Source organism: Georgenia sp. G2120 (genome assembly GCF_055326485.1).
Window position 1 is genome coordinate 1 of the sequence record NZ_JBUZNL010000020.1, and the last position, 19,350, is coordinate 19,350.

14 protein-coding genes are annotated in these 19,350 nt (G+C 72.9%); 4 read left to right on the top strand and 10 right to left on the bottom strand.

Annotation, left to right across the window (positions count from 1 at the left end):
- Positions 1-221 precede the first annotated feature (221 nt).
- Both ACZLMO_RS15785 and ACZLMO_RS15790 read left to right on the top strand, forming a co-directional pair.
- Positions 222-4,319 (top strand): glycoside hydrolase family 172 protein, encoded by a 4,098-nt coding sequence (locus ACZLMO_RS15785; RefSeq protein WP_463654282.1) that lies wholly within the window; start codon positions 222-224, stop codon positions 4,317-4,319.
- Positions 4,320-4,432: 113 nt separating this feature from the next.
- Positions 4,433-6,910 carry a family 43 glycosylhydrolase gene (locus tag ACZLMO_RS15790; RefSeq protein ID WP_463654283.1) on the top strand — a complete coding sequence of 826 codons (2,478 nt, stop codon included), beginning with the start codon at positions 4,433-4,435 and terminating at the stop codon, positions 6,908-6,910.
- A 175-nt stretch (positions 6,911-7,085) separates the two neighbouring features.
- Here the strand turns inward: ACZLMO_RS15790 and ACZLMO_RS15795 are convergent, their stop codons facing one another.
- Complete coding sequence (locus ACZLMO_RS15795; RefSeq protein WP_463654284.1) at positions 7,086-7,769, bottom strand: hypothetical protein; 684 nt, start codon at positions 7,767-7,769, stop codon at positions 7,086-7,088.
- A 249-nt stretch (positions 7,770-8,018) separates the two neighbouring features.
- On the opposite strand from ACZLMO_RS15795, the gene ACZLMO_RS15800 reads away from it, so the two are divergent.
- Positions 8,019-9,287 carry an LCP family protein gene (locus ACZLMO_RS15800; RefSeq protein ID WP_463654285.1) on the top strand — a complete coding sequence of 423 codons (1,269 nt, stop codon included), beginning with the start codon at positions 8,019-8,021 and terminating at the stop codon, positions 9,285-9,287.
- A 61-nt stretch (positions 9,288-9,348) separates the two neighbouring features.
- Here the strand turns inward: ACZLMO_RS15800 and ACZLMO_RS15805 are convergent, their stop codons facing one another.
- Complete coding sequence (locus tag ACZLMO_RS15805; protein ID WP_463654286.1) at positions 9,349-9,954, bottom strand: arsenate reductase/protein-tyrosine-phosphatase family protein; 606 nt, start codon at positions 9,952-9,954, stop codon at positions 9,349-9,351.
- A gap of 11 nt (positions 9,955-9,965) precedes the next feature.
- Positions 9,966-11,438, bottom strand: coding sequence for a tyrosine-protein kinase domain-containing protein (locus ACZLMO_RS15810; protein WP_463654287.1), 1,473 nt, complete (start codon positions 11,436-11,438; stop codon positions 9,966-9,968).
- Positions 11,439-11,654: 216 nt separating this feature from the next.
- Between ACZLMO_RS15810 and ACZLMO_RS15815 the strand changes: the two genes are divergently transcribed.
- On the top strand, positions 11,655-12,569 hold the full coding sequence (locus ACZLMO_RS15815; protein WP_463654288.1) for a response regulator transcription factor: 915 nt from the start codon (positions 11,655-11,657) through the stop codon (positions 12,567-12,569).
- Positions 12,570-12,590: 21 nt separating this feature from the next.
- On the opposite strand, the gene ACZLMO_RS15820 is transcribed toward ACZLMO_RS15815, so the two are convergent.
- The 7 genes from ACZLMO_RS15820 to ACZLMO_RS15850 all read right to left on the bottom strand — a co-directional run bounded on the left by ACZLMO_RS15820 (position 12,591) and on the right by ACZLMO_RS15850 (position 19,314).
- The gene (locus tag ACZLMO_RS15820; protein WP_463654289.1) at positions 12,591-12,965 is read right to left on the bottom strand and encodes a hypothetical protein; all 375 of its coding nucleotides are present in this window, start codon (positions 12,963-12,965) and stop codon (positions 12,591-12,593) included.
- Positions 12,962-13,693 (bottom strand): signal peptidase I, encoded by a 732-nt coding sequence (locus tag ACZLMO_RS15825; RefSeq protein ID WP_463654290.1) that lies wholly within the window; start codon positions 13,691-13,693, stop codon positions 12,962-12,964. Before ACZLMO_RS15825 ends, ACZLMO_RS15820 begins: the two co-directional genes overlap by 4 nt.
- Positions 13,694-13,769: 76 nt before the next feature.
- A complete protein-coding gene (locus tag ACZLMO_RS15830; RefSeq protein WP_463654291.1) occupies positions 13,770-14,738 on the bottom strand; it encodes a hypothetical protein in 969 nt (322 codons plus the stop codon).
- A 47-nt stretch (positions 14,739-14,785) separates the two neighbouring features.
- Positions 14,786-15,364: an alternate-type signal peptide domain-containing protein gene (locus ACZLMO_RS15835; RefSeq protein WP_463654292.1), complete on the bottom strand. Its 579-nt coding sequence runs from the start codon at positions 15,362-15,364 to the stop codon at positions 14,786-14,788.
- 47 nt (positions 15,365-15,411) lie between these two features.
- On the bottom strand, positions 15,412-16,026 hold the full coding sequence (locus tag ACZLMO_RS15840) for an alternate-type signal peptide domain-containing protein (protein WP_463654293.1): 615 nt from the start codon (positions 16,024-16,026) through the stop codon (positions 15,412-15,414).
- 286 nt (positions 16,027-16,312) lie between these two features.
- Positions 16,313-17,527, bottom strand: coding sequence for a GGDEF domain-containing protein (locus ACZLMO_RS15845; protein WP_463654294.1), 1,215 nt, complete (start codon positions 17,525-17,527; stop codon positions 16,313-16,315).
- On the bottom strand, positions 17,524-19,314 hold the full coding sequence (locus ACZLMO_RS15850) for a sensor histidine kinase (protein WP_425715293.1): 1,791 nt from the start codon (positions 19,312-19,314) through the stop codon (positions 17,524-17,526). Before ACZLMO_RS15850 ends, ACZLMO_RS15845 begins: the two co-directional genes overlap by 4 nt.
- Positions 19,315-19,350: the final 36 nt, after the last annotated feature.

Below are 19,350 nucleotides of genomic sequence, written 5' to 3' on the forward strand. Positions count from 1 at the left end.
CCCCCCCCCCCCCCCCCCCCCGCCACGACATCGCTGGACCACACCCACGGGGCACCGACGCTCCTCGGGACCACCGGGCACCGACGCCCGCGACCACGTACCGACCGACGACGACGCACCGACGGACGCCCCCGCGTCCCGTGCCCCCGGACCGACGCACGCCACTCGCACCCATGTACCGACGCACGACCCGACACCGTTCCGATCGAGGGGGATCAGACATGTCCGACCATTCCCGTACCCGAGGGGGCCTGAGACGGCGCGCCGCCCAGGTCGCCGTCGCCACCGTGGGGGCCCTCGGGCTGCTCGCGCCGGTGGCGGCCGCCGTCCCGAGCGCCCAGCCCGCGGCGGAGCCCGCAGCCCCGGCGTCCGCACCGGCGGCGGTCCAGGCGGCCCAGCAGCCTTCCGCCCAGACCCCGGCCGTCCAGGAGCCCGCGCCCGAGCAGGACGACGCCGGCTCGTCGACCGGCCCGATCGGCTGGGACATCTACGAGCGTCTCGACCTGCTCCCGACCCTGACCACCGGCGTCGAGACCCGGCAGTTCTCGAGCTTCGACCGCACGGGCGGCAACGACGACGGCTTCCAGGGCACGTACTCCTGCCTGCGCGAGAGCGAGCAGGGCTGCGTCCTGGCCGAGGACACCGGCCCGGGTGAGATCGGCTCGATCTGGTTCACCTGGGACGGCGGAAACGTCTCCGGGGCCGGCAACATCGTCATCGAGCTCGACGGCGAGGTCGTCGTCGACGCGCCCCTGCAGGAGCTGGTGAACGGCGAGCACGGCGACCCGTTCACCTACCCGCTGGTGGCCAACGCCGACCAGAGCTCGGGCGGCGTCTACATCAAGGTGCCCATGGCCTACCGCGAGTCGATGCGGGTGACGACGACGAACAACCCGTTCTTCTACTACGTCACGCACCGCTCGTTCCCCGACGCCGAGGGCGTGACGACCTTCGACCCGGAGGCGGCCCCGGCGGACATCGTCGAGCAGGCCCAGGCGTGGGGTCACGAGGACCCCAAGCCCGCGCACCCGGACGCGGTCACCGCGGACACGGAGGTCGCCGTCGCTCCGGGTGAGACCCTCCGGCTCGCCGAGCTGAGCGGACCCGGCGTCGTCGACGAGCTCCGGCTCGCGCTGCCGCAGGTCGTCGGCGCACCGCCGCCCGGCGAGCCGCTGCAGGACGACGGCCGCGCCCACACCGGCACGAGCAGCTTCACCGTGGCGATCGACCCGGACAACGAGGGGGTCGAGCTCACGCGGCGGTGGGACCCGCTCTCGGCGAACCAGCACGCGACCATCACCGTCGACGGTGAGCCGGCCGGAGAGTGGGAGCCCGTGCGCGGGAACTCGGGCCAGTGGACGGACCAGACCGTCGAGCTGCCCGCCGAGCTGACCGCGGGCCGCAGCGAGATCACGATCGAGAACACGTTCGTCTCCGCGGGGATCGACTTCAACGAGTTCTACTACTGGGTCGACTCCGTGGTCGGCGGCGAGCTCGTCCGCACCGACGAGCTCGACGTGGGCCCCGGTGACGAGGCGCTCGCCAGCGAGGAGGCGCACGGCTACGAGATCACGGACCAGGCATGGGAGGGCTCGCACAGCTACTCCTACCCGACCGAGATCGAGAACGAGGAGGAGATCCTCGCCTCCAACGAGCTGCTCCGCGACGTCCGCGTGCAGATGACCTTCGACGGCGTCCAGACCGTCGACGCCCCGCTCGGGGAGTTCTTCGGGTCCGGCCTGGGGGAGGCCGAGGTCCGTGCGCTGATGTACGCGATGGACATCGAGGACGACGGCTCGTACTGGTCCTGGTGGCCGATGCCGTTCGCCGAGTCCGCCACGATCGACCTCGTCAACGGGTCGACGCAGACGATCGAGTCCGGCAGCGCGACCGTCACGTCCCACGCGGACCCCGCGATCGCGGACCAGCTGACCGGCGACGACCCGTCGATCGGCTACTTTCAGGCCGAGAGCCGCACCGGCGAGACCGTGGCCGGCGAGGACTGGACGTTCCTCGACACCAACGCGGTCGGCCGGTTCGTCGGCGTCAACCACACGATGGTGGGCCACATCGAGGAGGGCAACATCCGCAACTACCTCGAGGGCGACGAGCGGGTGTTCGTCGACGGCTCGCGGTCGCCGCAGATCCACGGCACCGGTTCGGAGGACTTCTACCACGGCGGCTGGTACTTCAACCGCAACGAGTTCTCCGCCCCGATGAACGGCGCGCCCGCCATGCAGACCGGCATCCTCGACTGCGAGTTCCAGTGCGACGCCGCCTACCGGCTGATGATCGCCGAGTCGGTGAGCTTCGGCTCGGGCATCGAGTTCGGCATCGAGCACGGCCCGCTCGCCAACGAGCCCGGCCTCTACGGGTCCACGGCCTTCTGGTACGGCCACGAGGGCGTGAGCAGCCTGCGCGTCACCGACCGCATCGACGTCGGCGACACGGAGAGCGAGGACGCCCACGACTACTTCGGCGGGGGCGACGTCGCCGAGCTGACGTCGACCTTCGAGGGGACGCACAACCCCACGTCGGTCACCGACGACCTGCGCACCAGCACGGAGCCCGTCTCCTTCACGGTCGCCGTGGCCGAGGACAACGACGGCGTGTGGCTGCGCCGCACGTCCGACCAGGCCGAGGGCTACCAGGCGGTCGAGGTCAGCGTCGACGGCGAGGCCGTGGGCGTCTGGCAGCAGCCGCTGGCCAACGAGACGCACCGGTGGCTCGAGGACTCGATCGTCGTGCCGGCGGCGCTGAGCCAGGGCACCGACGGGATCATCGAGGTCACGCTCACGCCCGTCGAGGGTGCGGCCCCGTGGTCGGCCTCGGAGTACGAGGTCGAGTCGATCGTCGCCCCGGTCGCCGACACCACCCCGCCGTCCGCCCCGGTCAACGTCGCGGCGCAGGGCCAGGAGTCGAACGCCATCGACGTCACCTGGGGCGCGGCCTCCGACGACGTCGGGATCGAGCACTACGAGGTCCACGCCTCCACCGAGCCCGGCTTCGAGCCGAGCGAGGACACGCTCCTGACGACGACGTCGAACCTCGGCCTCGTGCACGACTCCCTCGGCCTCGGCGAGGAGTGGTCCTACCGGGTCCGCGCCGTCGACGTCGGCGGGAACACCGGCGAGTTCTCCGAGGAGGTGACGGCCACCGCCGGCACCACTGTCCGGCTCGAGGCCGAGAGCCTCGAGGTTCTCTCGAGCGACGCCGACGCCGTCCGGCAGGGCACCTGCTGCGGCGCCGACTGGTCCGCCGGGGCGCAGCTGTGGTTCAAGGCCACCGAGGTCGGCCACACGGCCACCCTCGCGTTCGACGTCCCCGCCGACGGCACGTACGACCTCGCCGGGGTGTTCACCCGGGCGGCGGACTACGGGATCGTCGAGGTGCTCGTCGACGGCGAGGTCGTCGGCGAACCCGTCGACGGTTACGGGGCCGAGGGCGTGAGCCTCACCGACCCGATCGGGCTCGGCACCGTCGAGCTCACCGCCGGCACCCACGAGCTGACCCTCCGGGTGACGGGCCAGAACGAGGCGGCCGCCGGCTTCTTCGTCGGGCTGGACTACCTCACGCTCACCGGCACCGAGGGCGAGGAGCCCGAGGAGCCGGAGGAGCCGGGTGAGCCGGTCCCGCCGACCCCGGGTCGCGGGTTCTACCTCAACGACGGCTGGGACGCGTGGGCCGAGCACGAGTTCAGCTTCGGTCGCCGCGGCGACGAGATCCTCGTCGGCGACTGGGACGGCAACGGGTCCGACACCCTGGCCGTGCGCCGGGGCAACGCCTACTACCTGTCGAACACGCTGTACGGCGGCAACGCCGAGGTCGAGCTGAGCTACGGCCGGGCGAGCGACGTCGTCCTCGTGGGCGACTGGGACGGCGACGGGGCGGACTCCTTCGCCGTGCGCCGCGGGAACAGCTACTTCCTCTCGAACAGCCTCGAGGGAGGCTGGGCGGACGCGGAGCTCGACTACGGCCGCGCCGGCGACGTGGTGCTCGTGGGCGACTACGACGGTGACTCGGTGGACACGTTCACCGTGCGCCGTGGGAACACCTACTACATCTCCAACTCGCTGACGTCCGGCGACGCGGACTCCGAGCTCGACTACGGCCGGGCCTCGGACGAGGTGTACGTCGGTGACTGGGACGGCGACGGCGCGGACACGTTCACCGTGCGCCGCGGCATCACGTTCTTCGTCTCCAACTCGCTGACGTCGACGAACGCCGACGTCGAGCAGGACTACGGGCGTGCGGGCGACGAGGTGTTCGTCGGCGACTGGGACGCCGACGGCTCCGACACCCTCGGCGTCCGCCGCTGACCTGTCCGACGGGTGAGCGGATGTCCGCCTGACGAGTGAGCGCCGCCCGGACCACGGTCCGGGCGGCGCTCACTCGTCGTTCCCCGGTGGCGCGACATCGGTGCCGCCGACACATGAGGCCGGTGCACGCGGTCGCCCGCGACCGGCCCCGACCGAACGACTCGATCTGGCAGCAAGGAGGCGCCGACATGGTCGGTGGGAGAAGACAGTGGTGGTCGCGCGTCGTCGCGGCCGCCTTCGGCAGCGCGGTGCTCGTGGGCACCGTCGGCATCGCGGCACCGCCGTCGTCCGGGGCACCGGACGCGGACGACATCGCCATCGAGCCCTTCGAGGAGCGCGTCCCCGCCGTCACCAGCGGCGAGCGCTTCAGGATCTACGACCCCTCGACCGGCATGGACGAGCAGTGGTACATCAACGACCACACGTTCATCCAGGACGACGAGGGCACCTGGCACCTGTTCGGCATCACCCACGAGGAGCCGGCGGCCCCGCTCGACGAGACCTACTTCGCGCACGCGACCGCCGACTCCCTCGAGGGGCCGTGGACGCGGCAGGAGCCCGTCATGCACGCCGACCCCGAGGCGGGGGAGACCCACGTCTGGGCGCCGTACGTCATGGAGCACGACGGCACGTACTACATGTACTACGCCGGCGGGAACGACGACCACACGGCCTACCAGATGCAGCTCGCGACGTCGGAGGACCTGTTCACCTGGACCCGGCACGACGCGAACCCGCTGTTCGTCGACGGCTTCGACGCGCGCGACCCGATGATCCTGCGCCTCGAGGACCAGTGGGTCATGTACTACACCGCGAACAGCGAGCCCGACGGCGGCAACCACATCGTCGCCTACCGCACGAGCACGGACCTCGTGAGCTGGGGGCCGCGGGAGGTCGCTTTCGAGCACCCGGTCGAGGGAACGTTCGGCGGACCGACGGAGTCGCCCTTCGTCGTCGAGCGGGACGGCTCGTACTACATGACCGTGTGCTGCACGACCGACTACAGCGACACCCGCGTCTACCGCAGCGACGACCCGCTCCACTTCACCGTGGACCAGGAGGTCGGCCAGATCCGCGAGCACGCGTCCGAAATCGTCCGGGACGGCGACGACTGGTGGGTGAGCGGCGCCGGCTGGGGCCAGGGCGGCGTCTGGCTGCGCCCCCTCGACTTCGACGGCGAGCGGGTCACCACGGGGTACGACGTCACGACGCCGGGCTACCGCGCACGGGTCGAGACGTCGCCACGCGCCGCGCTCACCTCGATGGAGGTGCCCGACGGCGAGGACGGCTGGACCCCGGTGCTCGACGACGACTACCGCGCCACCGGCCCCTACCTGGGGGTCGGCAACTTCGGGAACACCGACGTCGCCGGTGAGCCTGCCGAGGCCGTGGTCGACGGGACGACGCTCGACCTCACCGGGATCCCGTTCGGTGACGAGCCCGTCACCGCCGACTGGTCGCTCGACTTCTCCCAGGAGTGGCTCGACTCGAACCTCGACCTCGCGGTCACGGCCCCGACGACGGCGCCCGTCTGGGAGGTCGGCCTCACCGTCGACTCGGCGATGGACCGCGTCGGCGACGACACCGAACCCGACCGGCCGCAGGGTGACGTCACGGGGTTCGGGCTGTGGACCCAGGCGAGCTCCGACGACGCGAGCGTCGCCGCCGCCTACCTGCCGGGCTCGGCGTGGAGCGAGGACAACACGTACTACGCCCCGTCCGGCGCCGTCGTCTGGCAGCCGCACTGGGAGCCGGGCGGGCGGGACCTCCCCGCGGGCGAGTACGCGGCCGGCACCTGGCGGATCGGCGCGAGCCTCGAGGCGCACGACGACGAGCTGGGCGCCGACCTGGTGGCCTCCTTCGACGACGACGAGGAGCCGCCGGTGGATCCGGGTGAGCCGGTTCCGCCGACGCCGGGGCGTGGGTTCTACCTCAACGACGGCTGGGACATCTGGGCGGACCACGAGTTCTCCTTCGGTCGCCCCGGCGACGACGTCCTCGTTGGCGACTGGGACGGCAACGGCAGCGACACGCTCGCCGTTCGTCGTGGGAACGCCTACTACCTGTCCAACTCCCTCTACGGGGGCAACGCGGACATCGAGCTGACCTTCGGCCGCTCCGGGGACACCGTGCTCGTGGGTGACTGGGACGGTGACGGCGTGGACTCCTTCGCCGTCCGACGCGGGAACAGCTACTTCCTCAGCAACCGCCACACCGGTGGGGACGCGGAGACCGAGCTGGACTACGGCCGCGCGAACGACCAGGTCCTCGTCGGTGACTACGACGCCGACGGGACGGACACCTTCGCGGTCCGTCGTGGGAACACCTACTACGTGTCCAACTCGCTGACCTCCGGGTGGGCGGACGAGGAGTTCGACTACGGCCGCGCCAACGACGAGGTCCTGGTCGGTGACTGGGACGGGAACGGGAGCGACACGTTCGCCTCACGTCGCGGCAACCTCTACCTGATGTCCAACACCCTCACCGGTGGTTGGGCCGACCGCGAGGTCCGCTACGGCCGCTCGGGCGACGAGGTCTTCGTCGGCGACTGGAACGGCGACGGCGAGGACACCCTCGGCATCCGCCGCTGACTGCCGGCTGCTCGTCCGTGAGTGACGAGTGAGCGGTTGTCGGTTCGACCAGTGAGCGGGCCCCGCACCCATCAGGGTGCGGGGCCCGCTTCGCTGTCGAGGGGTGTGCGTCGTCGTGAGTGGTACCGGCGTGCTCACTCGCCGGGAGGAAGGCCGCTCACTCGCCAGGAAGAAGTCAGGTGGTCGGGGCGTCCGGCTGGTCGCCGTGCGGGAAGGCGCCGGGACCGGGCAGGCCGGCAGCCTCGGGGCCTTCCTCGATGACCGTGCGGAGCATGGTCTCGAGCTCGGCACGCGCCTCGTCGGCCTCGGCGCGGGTGACGTCCCCGCGCTCGACCGCGGCGTCGATCTCCTCGTCGACCGGCCCGAGCCCGAGCTGGACGAGCTCCTCGGGGTCGACGCCCTGCTCGGTGGCGAGCTCCCCGATCGTGGCGCCGGAGCTGAGCTCGGCGAGGAGCTCGCCCGGGCCCAGGTCGAGGAGCTCGAGGCCCTCGAGCGCGGCGTCGATCATCGGCTGCATCGACTCCGTGAGCGCGGCCATGCCGCCGTCCTCGAGCTCGCTGGGCAGCTCACCCTCGAGTCCCTCGAGGTCGTCGAGCCCCTCGGGCAGCTGGTCGGCGAGGTCGTCGGGCAGCCGGTCGAGCAGGCCCTCCGGGAGGGCGGGCAGGCCGCTGGGCGGGGTGTCGCCGTCGGGCGCGTCGTCCGGTGCGTCGGTCTCGTCCCCCGTGCCCGAGTCGTCGCCCGCCGCGACCGGCTGCTCCGGTGCGTCCTCGCTGCCGAGCGAGGCCGCGACCGCGACACCGCCGACCCCGACGATGCCGAGCCCGGCGACCGCCGCGACCGTGATGATCCTGCGCCTCATGCTGGTGCTCCCTCGTGGCTCGATCCCGGGGCCGGCCGGCGGCCGGACTCCCGTCCTCTAAAAAACGGTACGTCGGGGTGCTCGGCACGGCAACGAGTTCCGGATGGGGCGGGGGTGCACCTCTGCCCGTGCACACCTCCCCGTCCGGCGTCCCCGTCCGCGACGCGCGGGCGCCCTAGACTTGCCTCCCGCGCGGAACGGCGCGGCAGGACGGGCGGACTCGCGCCCCCGGGACCATGAGGGATCGGTGTGACCAGCTCGACGCCGGACAAGGACGCCAGCCGCACGCCCGACGAGCCGTCGGACGACGAGATCACTAACGACGAGGTCTCCGACGACGAACGACGCGACGAGGACGGGCGCTCCGACGACGACCGGTACGGCGACTCCTCCGACGACCTGGACGACGACGACCCGGACGACGACGTCATCCCGTTCAGCGACAGCGACGACGAGGCGGCGGGCGGCCGGCATCGTCGCCGGCGCAAGGGCGGGGGCGGCCGGAAGGCCCTCATCGCCTCGCTCGTCATCGTGCTCGTCCTCGTCGGCGGCGCGTACGGCGCGCTGAGGTACGTCCAGCACCGGATCGAGTCCCAGGTCGAGCGCATCCCGGACGTCTTCGAGTCCGTCACCGACCGGCCCACCCACGTCGAGCCCGAGGAGGGCGGCGGCACGCCGGTCAACTTCCTCGTGCTCGGATCCGACTCGCGGATCTCGGCCGGCGACCCCACCCAGTGGGAGGTCGGCGGGCAGCGCACGGACGCGATCATGATCGTCCACCTGTCCGGCGACCGGCAGTCCGCCGTCGTCATGTCGATCCCGCGCGACTCGTGGGTGCCGATCCCCGGGCACGGGGACAACAAGGTCAACGCCGCGTTCTCGTTCGGCGGGCCGGGCCTCATGGTGCAGACGATCGAGGACCTGACGAACATCCCGATCGACCACTTCGCCGTCACGGACTTCGAGTCGTTCGCGCAGCTGACCGACGAGCTCGGCGGTGTCGAGATCGACCTCCCCAACGGCATGGAGGGGACGACCCGGGACGGACGCGCGGTCGACCTCGAGCCCGGCACGCACCTCCTCGACGGCGAGGAGGCGCTGTTGTACGCGCGGAACCGCTCGATCCCCGGTGGCGACTTCGGCCGTGTCCAGCGCCAGCAGAACTGGATGCGCGCGATGATGTCCGCCGTCTTCCGGGAGAACCTCCTGCGTCGCCCCGCGGCCCTCTACGACTTCGCGCAGGTGGTGGCGGGGACCGTCGCCGTCGACGAGAACCTCTCCGTGAGCCAGATGACGACCCTCGGGCTGTCGATGCGCGACGTGCGGCCTGACGACGTCACGTTCCTCACCGCGCCCGTGGCCGGCACTGGCTGGAGCCCGGACGGTCGGCAGTCGATCGTCAACCTCCACTACGAGACGTTCGACGAGCTCAACCAGGCGATCGCCGAGGATCGCGCGGCCGAGTACCTCGAGGAGAACCCGGAGGTCGCCGAGCGCCTCGACGAGGAGGTCCTCTAGGCCGGACCGGTCTGTCGGCCGGATTCGGACCGGCGGGCCGGACGAGGTGCGGACCGCGCCGTCAGGCGCGGCCGAGCACCCGGTCGGCGATCGTGTCGACGGCCTCCGCGACCGCGTCGATCGCGACCCGGTACTCCTCCGGGCTGCCGCGGTAGGGGTCCGCGACGTCGTCGAGCTCGCGGGGGACCTGGACGCGGTGCCGGGCGGCGAGCGCGGCGAGAGCCTTGAGTCGTGCGGCCGGCGTCGCGTCGTCACCGGCCTTGGCCACGAGGTCGGCCTCGTCGACCTGACCGACGAGGCGGGCGAGCTCGAGCAGCGTGAAGGACCGGCGCACGAGGGCGGGTGCCGCCTCGACGACCGCGGCGCGGTGCTCGCGGGTGGCGGTGAGGACGATGTCGCTCGAACCGGCGATGCGCTCGGTCAGCGCCCGTGCGGCGAAGTCCGTCGTGTCGACGCCGCGGTCGGCGAGGAGCCGGACGACGGGCTCGTCGATCGGTGCGCCGACCAGGGCTCCGACACCGGCGCTCGTCACCTCGATGCCGGAGCCGGCACCGAACCGGTGGCGCAGGAGCCGCTCGGCCGCGGGCGACCGGCAGATGTTGCCGGTGCAGACGGTGAGGACGCGCAGGTCGGGCGGGGCGGCGGTGCCCACGTCGGCGGTGCTCACGTCTCCGGTCCTCAGGACGCTGCGCGGGTGCGGCGGTTGCGTCGGGGTGCGGGAGCGGTGGCGCGGCGCGGGGCCACCGCCCGCGGGCCCGAGGCGGCGGTGGTCGTGCCCGCCCTCGGCGCCTCGTCGGCGTCGAGGGGGCGGTACCCCGCGTAGGTGTAGGAGTAGCGGTTGCCGATGCGGGCGACCCGGTTGAGGACGATGCCGAGCACGTGTGTCTCGACGGCCTCGAGCGACTCGAGGGAGTCGGCGAGCTGGCCCTTGTGGATCTGGTTCGCGCCGGCCACCACGAGCGTCCCGCCGGTCATGCCGCTGAGCACGGTGGCGTCGGTGACGGGCAGGATCGGCGGGCTGTCGAGCAGGACGGCGTCGTAGGAGCTCGTGGCCTCGGCGAGCAGCGTGCGCATCGACTGCGAGCCGAGCAGCTCGCTCGGGTTCGGCGGGATCTGCCCGGTGGGCAGGATGTCGAGCGACGTGTCCTGCCACGGCTGGACGACGTCATCGAGCGACGCGCGCCCGATGAGCACCGTGGTCAGCCCGACGCCGCCCTCGAGCCCGAGGTAGTCGGCGACCGAGGGGCGCCGCAGGTCCGCGTCGATGAGGAGCACGCGCGCCCCGGTGTCCGCGAGCGAGGCGGCGAGGTTGATCGCCGTCGTCGACTTGCCCTCACCCGGCAGCGAGGACGTGACGACGATCGAGCTGGGGCCGTCGCCGAGGTCGACGAACTGGAGGTTGGTGCGCAGCCGGCGGACGGCCTCGGCGGAGGGCCCGTGCGGGTCGTCGTGGACGAAGACCCGGTCGCGCTCGGCGTTCTCCTTGATCGCCACTGCGGCGATGACGGGCGTGTCGGTAAGGGTCTCGATGTCCTCCTCGGTGTGCACGCGGGTGTCCGCGAGGTGCCGGACGAACGCGGCACCGAGGCCGAGCAGGAGGCCGAGGACGAGGCCGAGCGCGGCGTTGCGGACGACGTCCGGCGACGACGGCGAGCCCGGGACCTGGGCCGGCGTCATCACGGTGGCCTGGACGGGTGCGGTCTCCCCACCGTCGGGGGAGGACAGCGCGGCGGACGTGCTGGCCAGCTGGTTGGCGACCGCGTTGGAGATCGCGGCGGCGTCGTCGGGGCTCGTCGACGTCGTCGAGACCTCGAGGATGACCGTGTCCTGCGGGACGCTGACGGTGACCATCCCCGCGAGCTCGCCCGGGGTCATGTCGAGGCCGAGCTCCTCGACGACCGGCTCGAGGACGAGCGGGGAGGTGGCGACCTCGGCGAACGAGGTCATCTGCCGCTGGGCGAACGTCGAGCCCTGGGCGAGGTCGCTGACCGAGTCGCCGCCCTGGACCGCGAAGAACACCTCGGAGCTCGACGTGTACCGCGGGGTGGCGAGCAGGCTCGCGGCCAACGAGGCGGCGAGGCAGAGCAGGGTGACGACCAGGACGATCGGCCACCGTCGTCGGATGACGGCGACGTAGTCGGTCAGCTCCACAGGTCCACCTTCGTCTCGTTCCGCGCGCCGACATTCTCGTCCTACATCCAGTGGGCGCGAGGGGGTGCCGAGCGTGAATTGTGGGGGGAGTTGCGAGAGTACTACGCGAGGCTGGTGTTTCCGTGGGATTCGCACGCGACGAAAGGCACGTCGGCACACGTTCCGAGCACCGGTCGGGGGTGTCGCTGCAGGTCGTCGGTTTGATAACTTTGTGACGTGATCTCTGAGGTCAGGACCGCCGTCGTCGTCGAGGACGACGCCGACATCAGGTTCCTGCTCGAGACGACCCTGCGTCAGGCCGGGTTCGAGGTGCACACCGCGCCCACCGGGCTCGAGGGGGTCGACGCCGTCCGGGCGCACGACCCGCTGGTGACGACCCTCGACATCTCCCTGCCGGACATCGACGGCTTCGAGGTCGCCCGCCGGATCCGCACCTTCTCTTCGACCTACGTCCTCATGCTCACGGGTCGGTCCGACGAGATCGACACCCTGCTCGGCCTCGAGGCCGGCGCCGACGACTACGTGACCAAGCCGTTCCGGCCGCGCGAGGTGCGTGCCCGCATCGAGGCGATGCTGCGGCGCCCGCGCACCGTGGCCGGCTCGGCGGACTCGCCGCCCGTCGCGGCCTCCGCGCCGGTGGCCCCCTCGGCGCCGGCCGCACCCGCGGCGTCCGTGCCCCCGACACCCCCGGCGATGCCTCCCGCTCTCGCGACGGTGGCGAGCTCGGCGCCGGTCGCCGGGGTGGTGCAGGTCGCGTGGTCTCCCGATGCGCCGGCCGCAGCACTCCCGGACCCCGACGACGACGGCGTCCTGCGGCACGGGGGCCTGCTCGTCGACGTCGACGCCCGGCTCACCTCGCTCGATGACGCTCCCGTCCACCTCACGCGCAGCGAGTTCGACATCCTCGTGGCGATGGTGGGCGCGGGCCGCCGGGTCGTCGAGAAGGACACCCTCGTGCGCGCCGCCTGGGGCGACGCCGACGACCACGCCCGGGACGTCACCGACCCCGACCGCCGCGCCGTCGAGGTGCACATCGCCAACCTGCGCCGCAAGCTCGGCGACGGCGCGGCCGCCCCGAGGTTCATCGAGACCGTGCGCGGTGTCGGCTACCGGATGGTGTCCGCGCGGTAGGGCCCGGTGCGGCGCCCGGTCTCAGCTGGAGCAGGCGGGCAGGCGGGAGAGCTCGCCGGCCGAGCGGCGCGCCACGTGCTCGAGCCGCTGGAGGGCCTCGGCGGCGTCGCGCTTCTCGCCGTCGGGCAGGGTGATCTCGTCGGGGGCGAGGTCCGCGAGCCGGACCGAGCGAGCGGACGCGGCGAGGGCCTCCGCACCGAGCATCGAGGCGGAGCAGGCGAGACTGAGCACGGCGACGTCCAGTTCCTTCGCGTCCGGCGCGCGGCGGATCCGCATGAGGCGGGCCTCGAGCAGGTCGAGGAAGCGGTCGACCATGTCGCACGCCGCGTCCGTGCCGACGTCGGTGGCGAGGCGGTGCAGCGCGGCGACGTCGACGACCTGCTCGTCCGTCGTCATCGGCCGGCGTGGGCGTAGGACCGGTGGTGGACCGCGTCCTCGCTGTCGGGGGACAGCGCGGAGATCGCGGGGGCGTCCGGCGAGAGGAGCGGCAGGACGGCGGGGTACTCGTCGTCGGAAGGGACCGTGGTCGCCTCGTCCGCATCGTCTGTCGGCACGACGCCGGCGCTCGCCTCCGCGTCCCGGCTCGCCTTCGCGGTCGCGTCCTCCTCGGGACGACGGCGGACGGCACCGACGATCTGGACGGCGGCGTAGACGAGCAGCGCAGCCGCCGCGACGATCGCGCCGGTGGCCTTCTGGTTGCCGTCGAGCGCGGTGGCGACGTAGCCGGCGTAGGGCACGTGGTAGCGGACCTCGCCGCGGATCTGGGTGGCGGTGACCTCCCAGTCGTCGACCGCGTTGTTCGCGTCGCCCTGCGTGACGAAGCTGACGCCGTCCGAGGACACCCGGCGCTCGACGATCCGGTGCGTGACGAGCGTGGGGTCGTCCGGGCGGGGCATGACGGTGATGACGTCGCCGACCTGGAGCTCGCTCGCCTCCTCCTCGCCCTGGACCTGCTCGACGATCACCTGGCTGCCGGTGGGGATCGTCGGCTCCATCGAGCCGCTGAGGATGGTGAGCGGCACCCAGCCCATGAGTCGGGGGACGACAACGAGGGCGCCGAGCACGGCGAGGATCGCGACGAGCGCGAGGCCGGCGGCGATGCGGCCGAGTCGGCGGACGGTCATGGTGGGCTCCTGGTGCGGATCGTCGGGCGTGCGTGGTGTCGAATCGTGGGGGTCGCGAGCTGCGGTCCCCGATGGTCTAGCGGCAGACGATGGCCTCTCGGTTCGCGGAGGCGTCCAGCCTCACCGCGGCCTGGGGACTTGGAACGTGAGAACCGTCCGGGCGTACCGCGACGACCCGCACGTGGCCGACGCTGGACCCCTTCTGCAGCTCGGACGTGATGTCACCCCAACGGACCTGTGTCGTCCGCGCGGAGCCCTGGACGGTGGTGCGCGTGAGCGACTGCCAGTCGGAGTTGCCCACTCGGTACTGGACACGCCACTCGCTGACCGGCGCCGTGCTCGGCGCGCCCGTCGCCGGGTCGGTCCAGGTCCAGGACAGGTCGATCCACTTCCTGTTGCTGTGGGTGGCGCACGCGAGCGAGTCGATCGCGGGCAGGGCGGGCAGTGGGGCGGCGACCTGCTGCGCGGTGGTCCAGGTCTGACCGGCCGTCCACGTCCCCGCGCCGGTCTGGGCGGCGGTGATCGTCGTCGTGACGGAGAGGGACGCGCCCGCGTGGCTCGCACGCAGGGCGTCGCCGGGGACGAGCGTCACGCAGAGCGTGCGCGCACCGCTGAGGGCGGAGCCGCCGGAGACCGTGAAGCTCGTTCCGGTGCCTGTGGGCGTCGCCGTGAAGAGCGGCGTGCCGGTGGTGGAGCAGGCGGCCCCCGCCGCCGGGACGCGGTATTCGAGGCGTGAGCCGGCCAGCTGGGCGCCGGTGAGCGGGACGCCCGCGGCCGCGACCGTCACTGCGGTCGGTGACCAGGTGCTCGCGACCGTCCCGCCCGGGGTGACGACGGTGGAGCCGGTGACGGCGCCGGAGATGGCGAGGGAGAGGGAGCCGGTGGTGCCGGAGGCGCCGGCGACGTCGACGGAGTCGCTCCAGGCCGCGGTGGTGGAGCCCGACGGCTGGAGAACGAGCACGGCCGCCACGGCGAGGAGCGCCGCGACCAGCGCACGCACCAGGTGGGTGCGGGGGCGTGGGCGCGTGGCGGTCGCGGCGCTCATCGGTTCTCCTTCGGGCGGGTTCTGGGTGGTGCCGGCTGGTGGTGTGGTCACGGCTGCTGGACGAGGGTCCAGCGCAGGCCCCCGGGGGTGACCGCCTGTCCCTGGAGGCGCGTGCCCCACCAGTTCGACCGGTCGGCGGCGCGGGGGCGGCCGTCGGTGGTGGCGGGGATCGTCCAGGCGACGGTCGCGGTCGCCGTGGCGCCGTCGTCGGACCCGGTCACGGCGAAGGAGTGGGTGCCCGCGGACGGGAGCGAGCTGCTCGTGCTCACGCGGGCGCCGGCGGAGAGGTCGACCCCGCCGACGACGAGCGTGGCGGCCGAGGCGTCGAGCGCGAGGCGCGCGTCGAGGGCGTCGCCGGCCGTGCGGACGCGGACGGTCGACGTGAGGGTGATCGTGTCCCCGGGCTGCACCGCGGTCGTGGCGAGCGGCGTGGTCGTGGGGTTGCCCGGCCGCGTGACGAGGACGGACGAGGAGACGGCCTCGACCTCGAGTCGGCCGGAGGTGATGGCCGTGTCCGCGCTGGTCACCGAGTCGGACCAGGAGGCGGTGGTGCCGCCGGATCCCGAGAGGAGGACGACGGCGAGTGCCGCTGCGAGTGCCGCGCGGCCGAGCCGGGGGGTGCTCATCGTCGTCGTCCTCCTCTCGGGGGATCAGGGGTGGTGGCCCAGGCGGCTCAGTTCGAGGCGGCCACGACCGGGGCCTGCGAGACGGTGACGACGAGGTCGTCGGCGCGCACGGTCTGCCCCTGGGCGACGGTGCCGGTGGTCGCGGCGTCGAACGGGAGCACGACCTCGACCACGAGGGTCTGAGGCCCTTCGATGATCGGGAGGGCGGCGGTGGGGCCCTCGGCGCCGTAGGTGACCGGGAGCTCCTCGCCGTCGAGCGTGAGAGTCATCTCCGCATTGCGGGTGAGCGCCTCGATCAGGTCGGTGCCCCCATCGAGCGTCGGGAGGTTGGTGGAAACGTTCGCGGCGAGCTCGTCACCGTGGGCGTTGATGGTCATCTCGTGGGCGAAGGTGAGCGAGTCGCCCGGGACGATGCGGTAGCTGCCGTCCTCGACGGCGGGGGTGACGTTTTCGTCGCTGGCGTTGGTCCAGGTGGCGGCGCTGGCCGAGTCGATCGTGAGCATGCCCGAGGAGATCGATGCGTTGTTGGTGGCAGCCACCGAGTCGGACCACTCGGCGAACGTGGCCCCGCCACCGGCGAGGATGGCGACGGCGGCGACGCCGGCGGCGACACCCTTCCAGGTCTTCGAGCTGCGGGAGGCGGGGGCGGTCGAGCGCGACATGATGGGCCTTTCGGGAGGGGGCCGGCCCGGCCTGTCCGGGCTGCTGGGAGGAGATTCCCCCGCCCGCCTCAGCGCCCGCCCGTGGTCGCCGTTCGTTCACCTCAGGTTCGCCTCAGGACTTGCTCAGGGTTCACCCCCGGTCGTGGTGCGCCTCAAGATTCGTCAGCGCAGACCGTTCCGGGGTCCGGGTATCACCACCGACGACGGCGAACGACGGCTCGTGACCCCAGGGTTGCCGTCGTCGCCGGCCCCGCGTCGCCGGCCCCGCGTCGTCGGGCCCGCGCGGTCAGTCGCGCGGTGCGCCGATGCTGCGGCCCACGGAGGCCAGGCTCAACTCGCCGTCGTCGACGGAGGCGACGTGCACCTGGTTGCCGCCCCCGGACCGGGAGCTGGCGGCGGCGTCGCGGCTGACCTGAGCGAGGTCGTCGAGGTCGTAGCCCGCCGTGTCGTCGCAGGCCACGCCCGCGCTGATGCGCAGCCGGAGGTGCCCGCCGTCGACGTCGAGGGAGTCCTTCGCCAGCTCCCGGCGGACCTGCTCCGCCCACGTGCGCGCCTCGGCAGGGCCGCGGCGGGGCAGGAGGACGTCGAACCCGGAGCGGTGTCGCTCGCGGCCGATGAGCGACATCGGCGGGGCCAGGCGCCGGACGACCTCGCCCAGTGCGATGACCGCGTGCTCGGCGATCCCCGCGTCGAAGGCGGTCCGCAGGCGCGCGTGGTCGTCGAGGTCGAGGGTGACCATCGACACCGGCCGGTGGGCCTCGCGATCCTCGTCGATCGCCGTGATCGCGCGGGGGCGGAAGCTGACCACCGTGCGCGCGCCGGTCGCCGGGTCGTAGGAGGACCGCTCGACCTCGACGCGTCGGCGGTCCTCCCCGCGCATGCTCACCATGGCGAAGGCGGCGCAGATGACGAGGACCATGATGACGAGTGATGCGACCGACGTGCCGGCCCAGCGCTCGAACACCGCCGACCCCGGACCGGCGCCGAGGAGCAGGACGAGGCGGAAGGCGTAGAACGCCGCGACCGCGAGGAGCAGCACCGCGAGCAGGCGCACGACGGGGGAACGGCCGCGCCACGCCGCGGCCAGTGTGGCGCCGCCGGCGAGGGCGCCGGCGGCGGTCACCGCGAGCATCGCCCAGGCCCCGCCCCACGGCCCGGCGTCCGGACCCGCCACCAGCGTGATGACGAGGACGGACGCGCCGGCCACGCCCGAGACCCACAGCAGGTGGGGTCGCCCGCGCCACGCGCGCAGGCCGTTCCACATGAGCGGGGTCGTCATCGCGGTGGCGGCGTTGCCGAGAGCGTTGGCCCACCACATGGCGGGCGAGGCGGCGGCCACGACGTAGGTGATCGCGCCCGTGATGGCCGCCGCGAGTGCGCCGCCCCAGAGCTGGTCGACGGTGTCCTCCCCCCGGCCGCGGGCGTCGACGACGAACAGGACCGTCACCGTGGCGATGACGAGGCCGGTGACTGCCTGGAGGGTGAAGGTGTCGAGGGTCATGACGCACCCGCCGCGGGCAGCGAGACCTCGACGGTGGTGCCCTCGCCGAGCCGGCTCTCGAGCGTGATCGTGCCGCCGAGGGCCTCGACGAGCCCCTTGGTGATGTGCAGGCCGAGCCCCGTGCCCTGCACGGGGCCGCTGCGCACGGACGGCGCCCGGTAGAACCGGCTGAACAGCCGGATCCGGTCGCCCGCCGAGATGCCGATGCCGGTGTCCACCACCTCGAGATGGACCTGGTCCGGGGTCCGCCAGGTCGAGATCCGCACGCGGTCGCCGGGGCGGGAGTACTTGATGGCGTTCGAGACGAGGTTGTCGACGATCTGGGTGAGGCGGGTCTCGTTCGCCTCGACCTCGCACCGCTCGTCGGCGTCGACCTCGACCGAGATCCGCCCGTCGGCCGCCCGCGGTGCCTGGCTCTCGGCGACGTCCGCGACGATCGCGGAGAGGTCGACCAGGCCGGTGGGCGCCGGGGTGGCCCCGGCGCTCTCGCGGGCGGCGACGAGCAGGTTGGAGATGAGCAGCTCGAGCCGCTCGGAGTTACGCACGGCCACGTCGAGCTGGGTGCGGACGTCGTCGGGCAGGTCGGGGTCCTCGAGCGCGAGGTCGAGGTAGCCGAGGATCGAGGTGAGCGGCGTGCGCAGCTCGTGGGTGACCGAGGAGACGAAGTCGTCGCGCTGCGCGAGGGCCTCCATCTCCTTGGTGAGGTCCTGGTAGACGAGGACCGACCCGGCGGCGGCGCCGCTCTCGTCCGTCAGCCGGGTGGCCGAGACGCGCTGCGCCGAGCGGGGCTCCTGGGCGCCCCACCAGATGATCTCGCGGACGACGCGCTCACCGCGGTCGACCCGCACGCTCGGGAGCTCGTCCGCGCCGAGCTCGGTGACGCCGTCCGCGCCGCGGACGAGGCCGTCGTGCCGCGCCAGGACCTCGGGGTCGTCGACGAGCTCGCCGACCCCGGGCACGGGGGCGTCCTGCTCGACCAGCGTGCGGTTGCGCAGGGTCACCCGACCCTCGGCGTCGAGGACGACCACGCCGACGTCGACGGTGTTGAGGACCGCCTCGAGGAGCCGGCGCTGGCTGCGCGAGTCGGCGAGGGCCTCCTCGACCACCTGGCTCTGGCTGGAGACGAGCTCGAGGCGGGCGGTGGAGCGCCGCTCGGAGCCCGCGACGACGATCGCGGTCGACGCGAGGACCGCCGGGATGATGACGAGCCGCTGGAGCGTGATCGGGTCGACCCTCAGTGCCTTCGACGAGGAGACGAGGTCGACGATCTCCGGGGACCACGCGGCCGCGACTCCCAGCGCGATCGCCGGCGCCACGCCCGTGCGGGGGAACGTGCGCGCGAGAACCATGACCGGCAGCACGAGCATCGAGGACACGACGAGCGACTCGGACAGGAGGAGCGCGACCGCGAGGATGTCGAGGACCGGGACGACGGCCGGCGCCCAGGTGGGCAGTCGGTGCCACGGCATCGCCGCGGCCGTCGTCGTGGCCGCGAGGACGAGGAGGAACGCCCCGAACGTCCGGTCCTGCGTGAGGATCTCGGGGTCCGTCGCCACATGGACGAACCCGACGACGACGGCGACGGCCACGAACGGCAGCTGGCGGACGAGCGGTGAGGAGCGCAGCCGCGGCGAGGTGTCCGTGCCCGCGTCTGCGTCCGCGGTCCACGGGGTCGGTGCCGCGCCTGGCTCGGGCTCCGGGCCGACGTCGCTCCCGGTGGGCGCCGCGAGGCCGGCCGTCACGCCCGGTCGCCGGTCGCCGTCGTCGGGGGCGGTGACCGTCGGCATGAGGCGAGCCTAGGCGCCGGACGCGCGGTTCGCCGC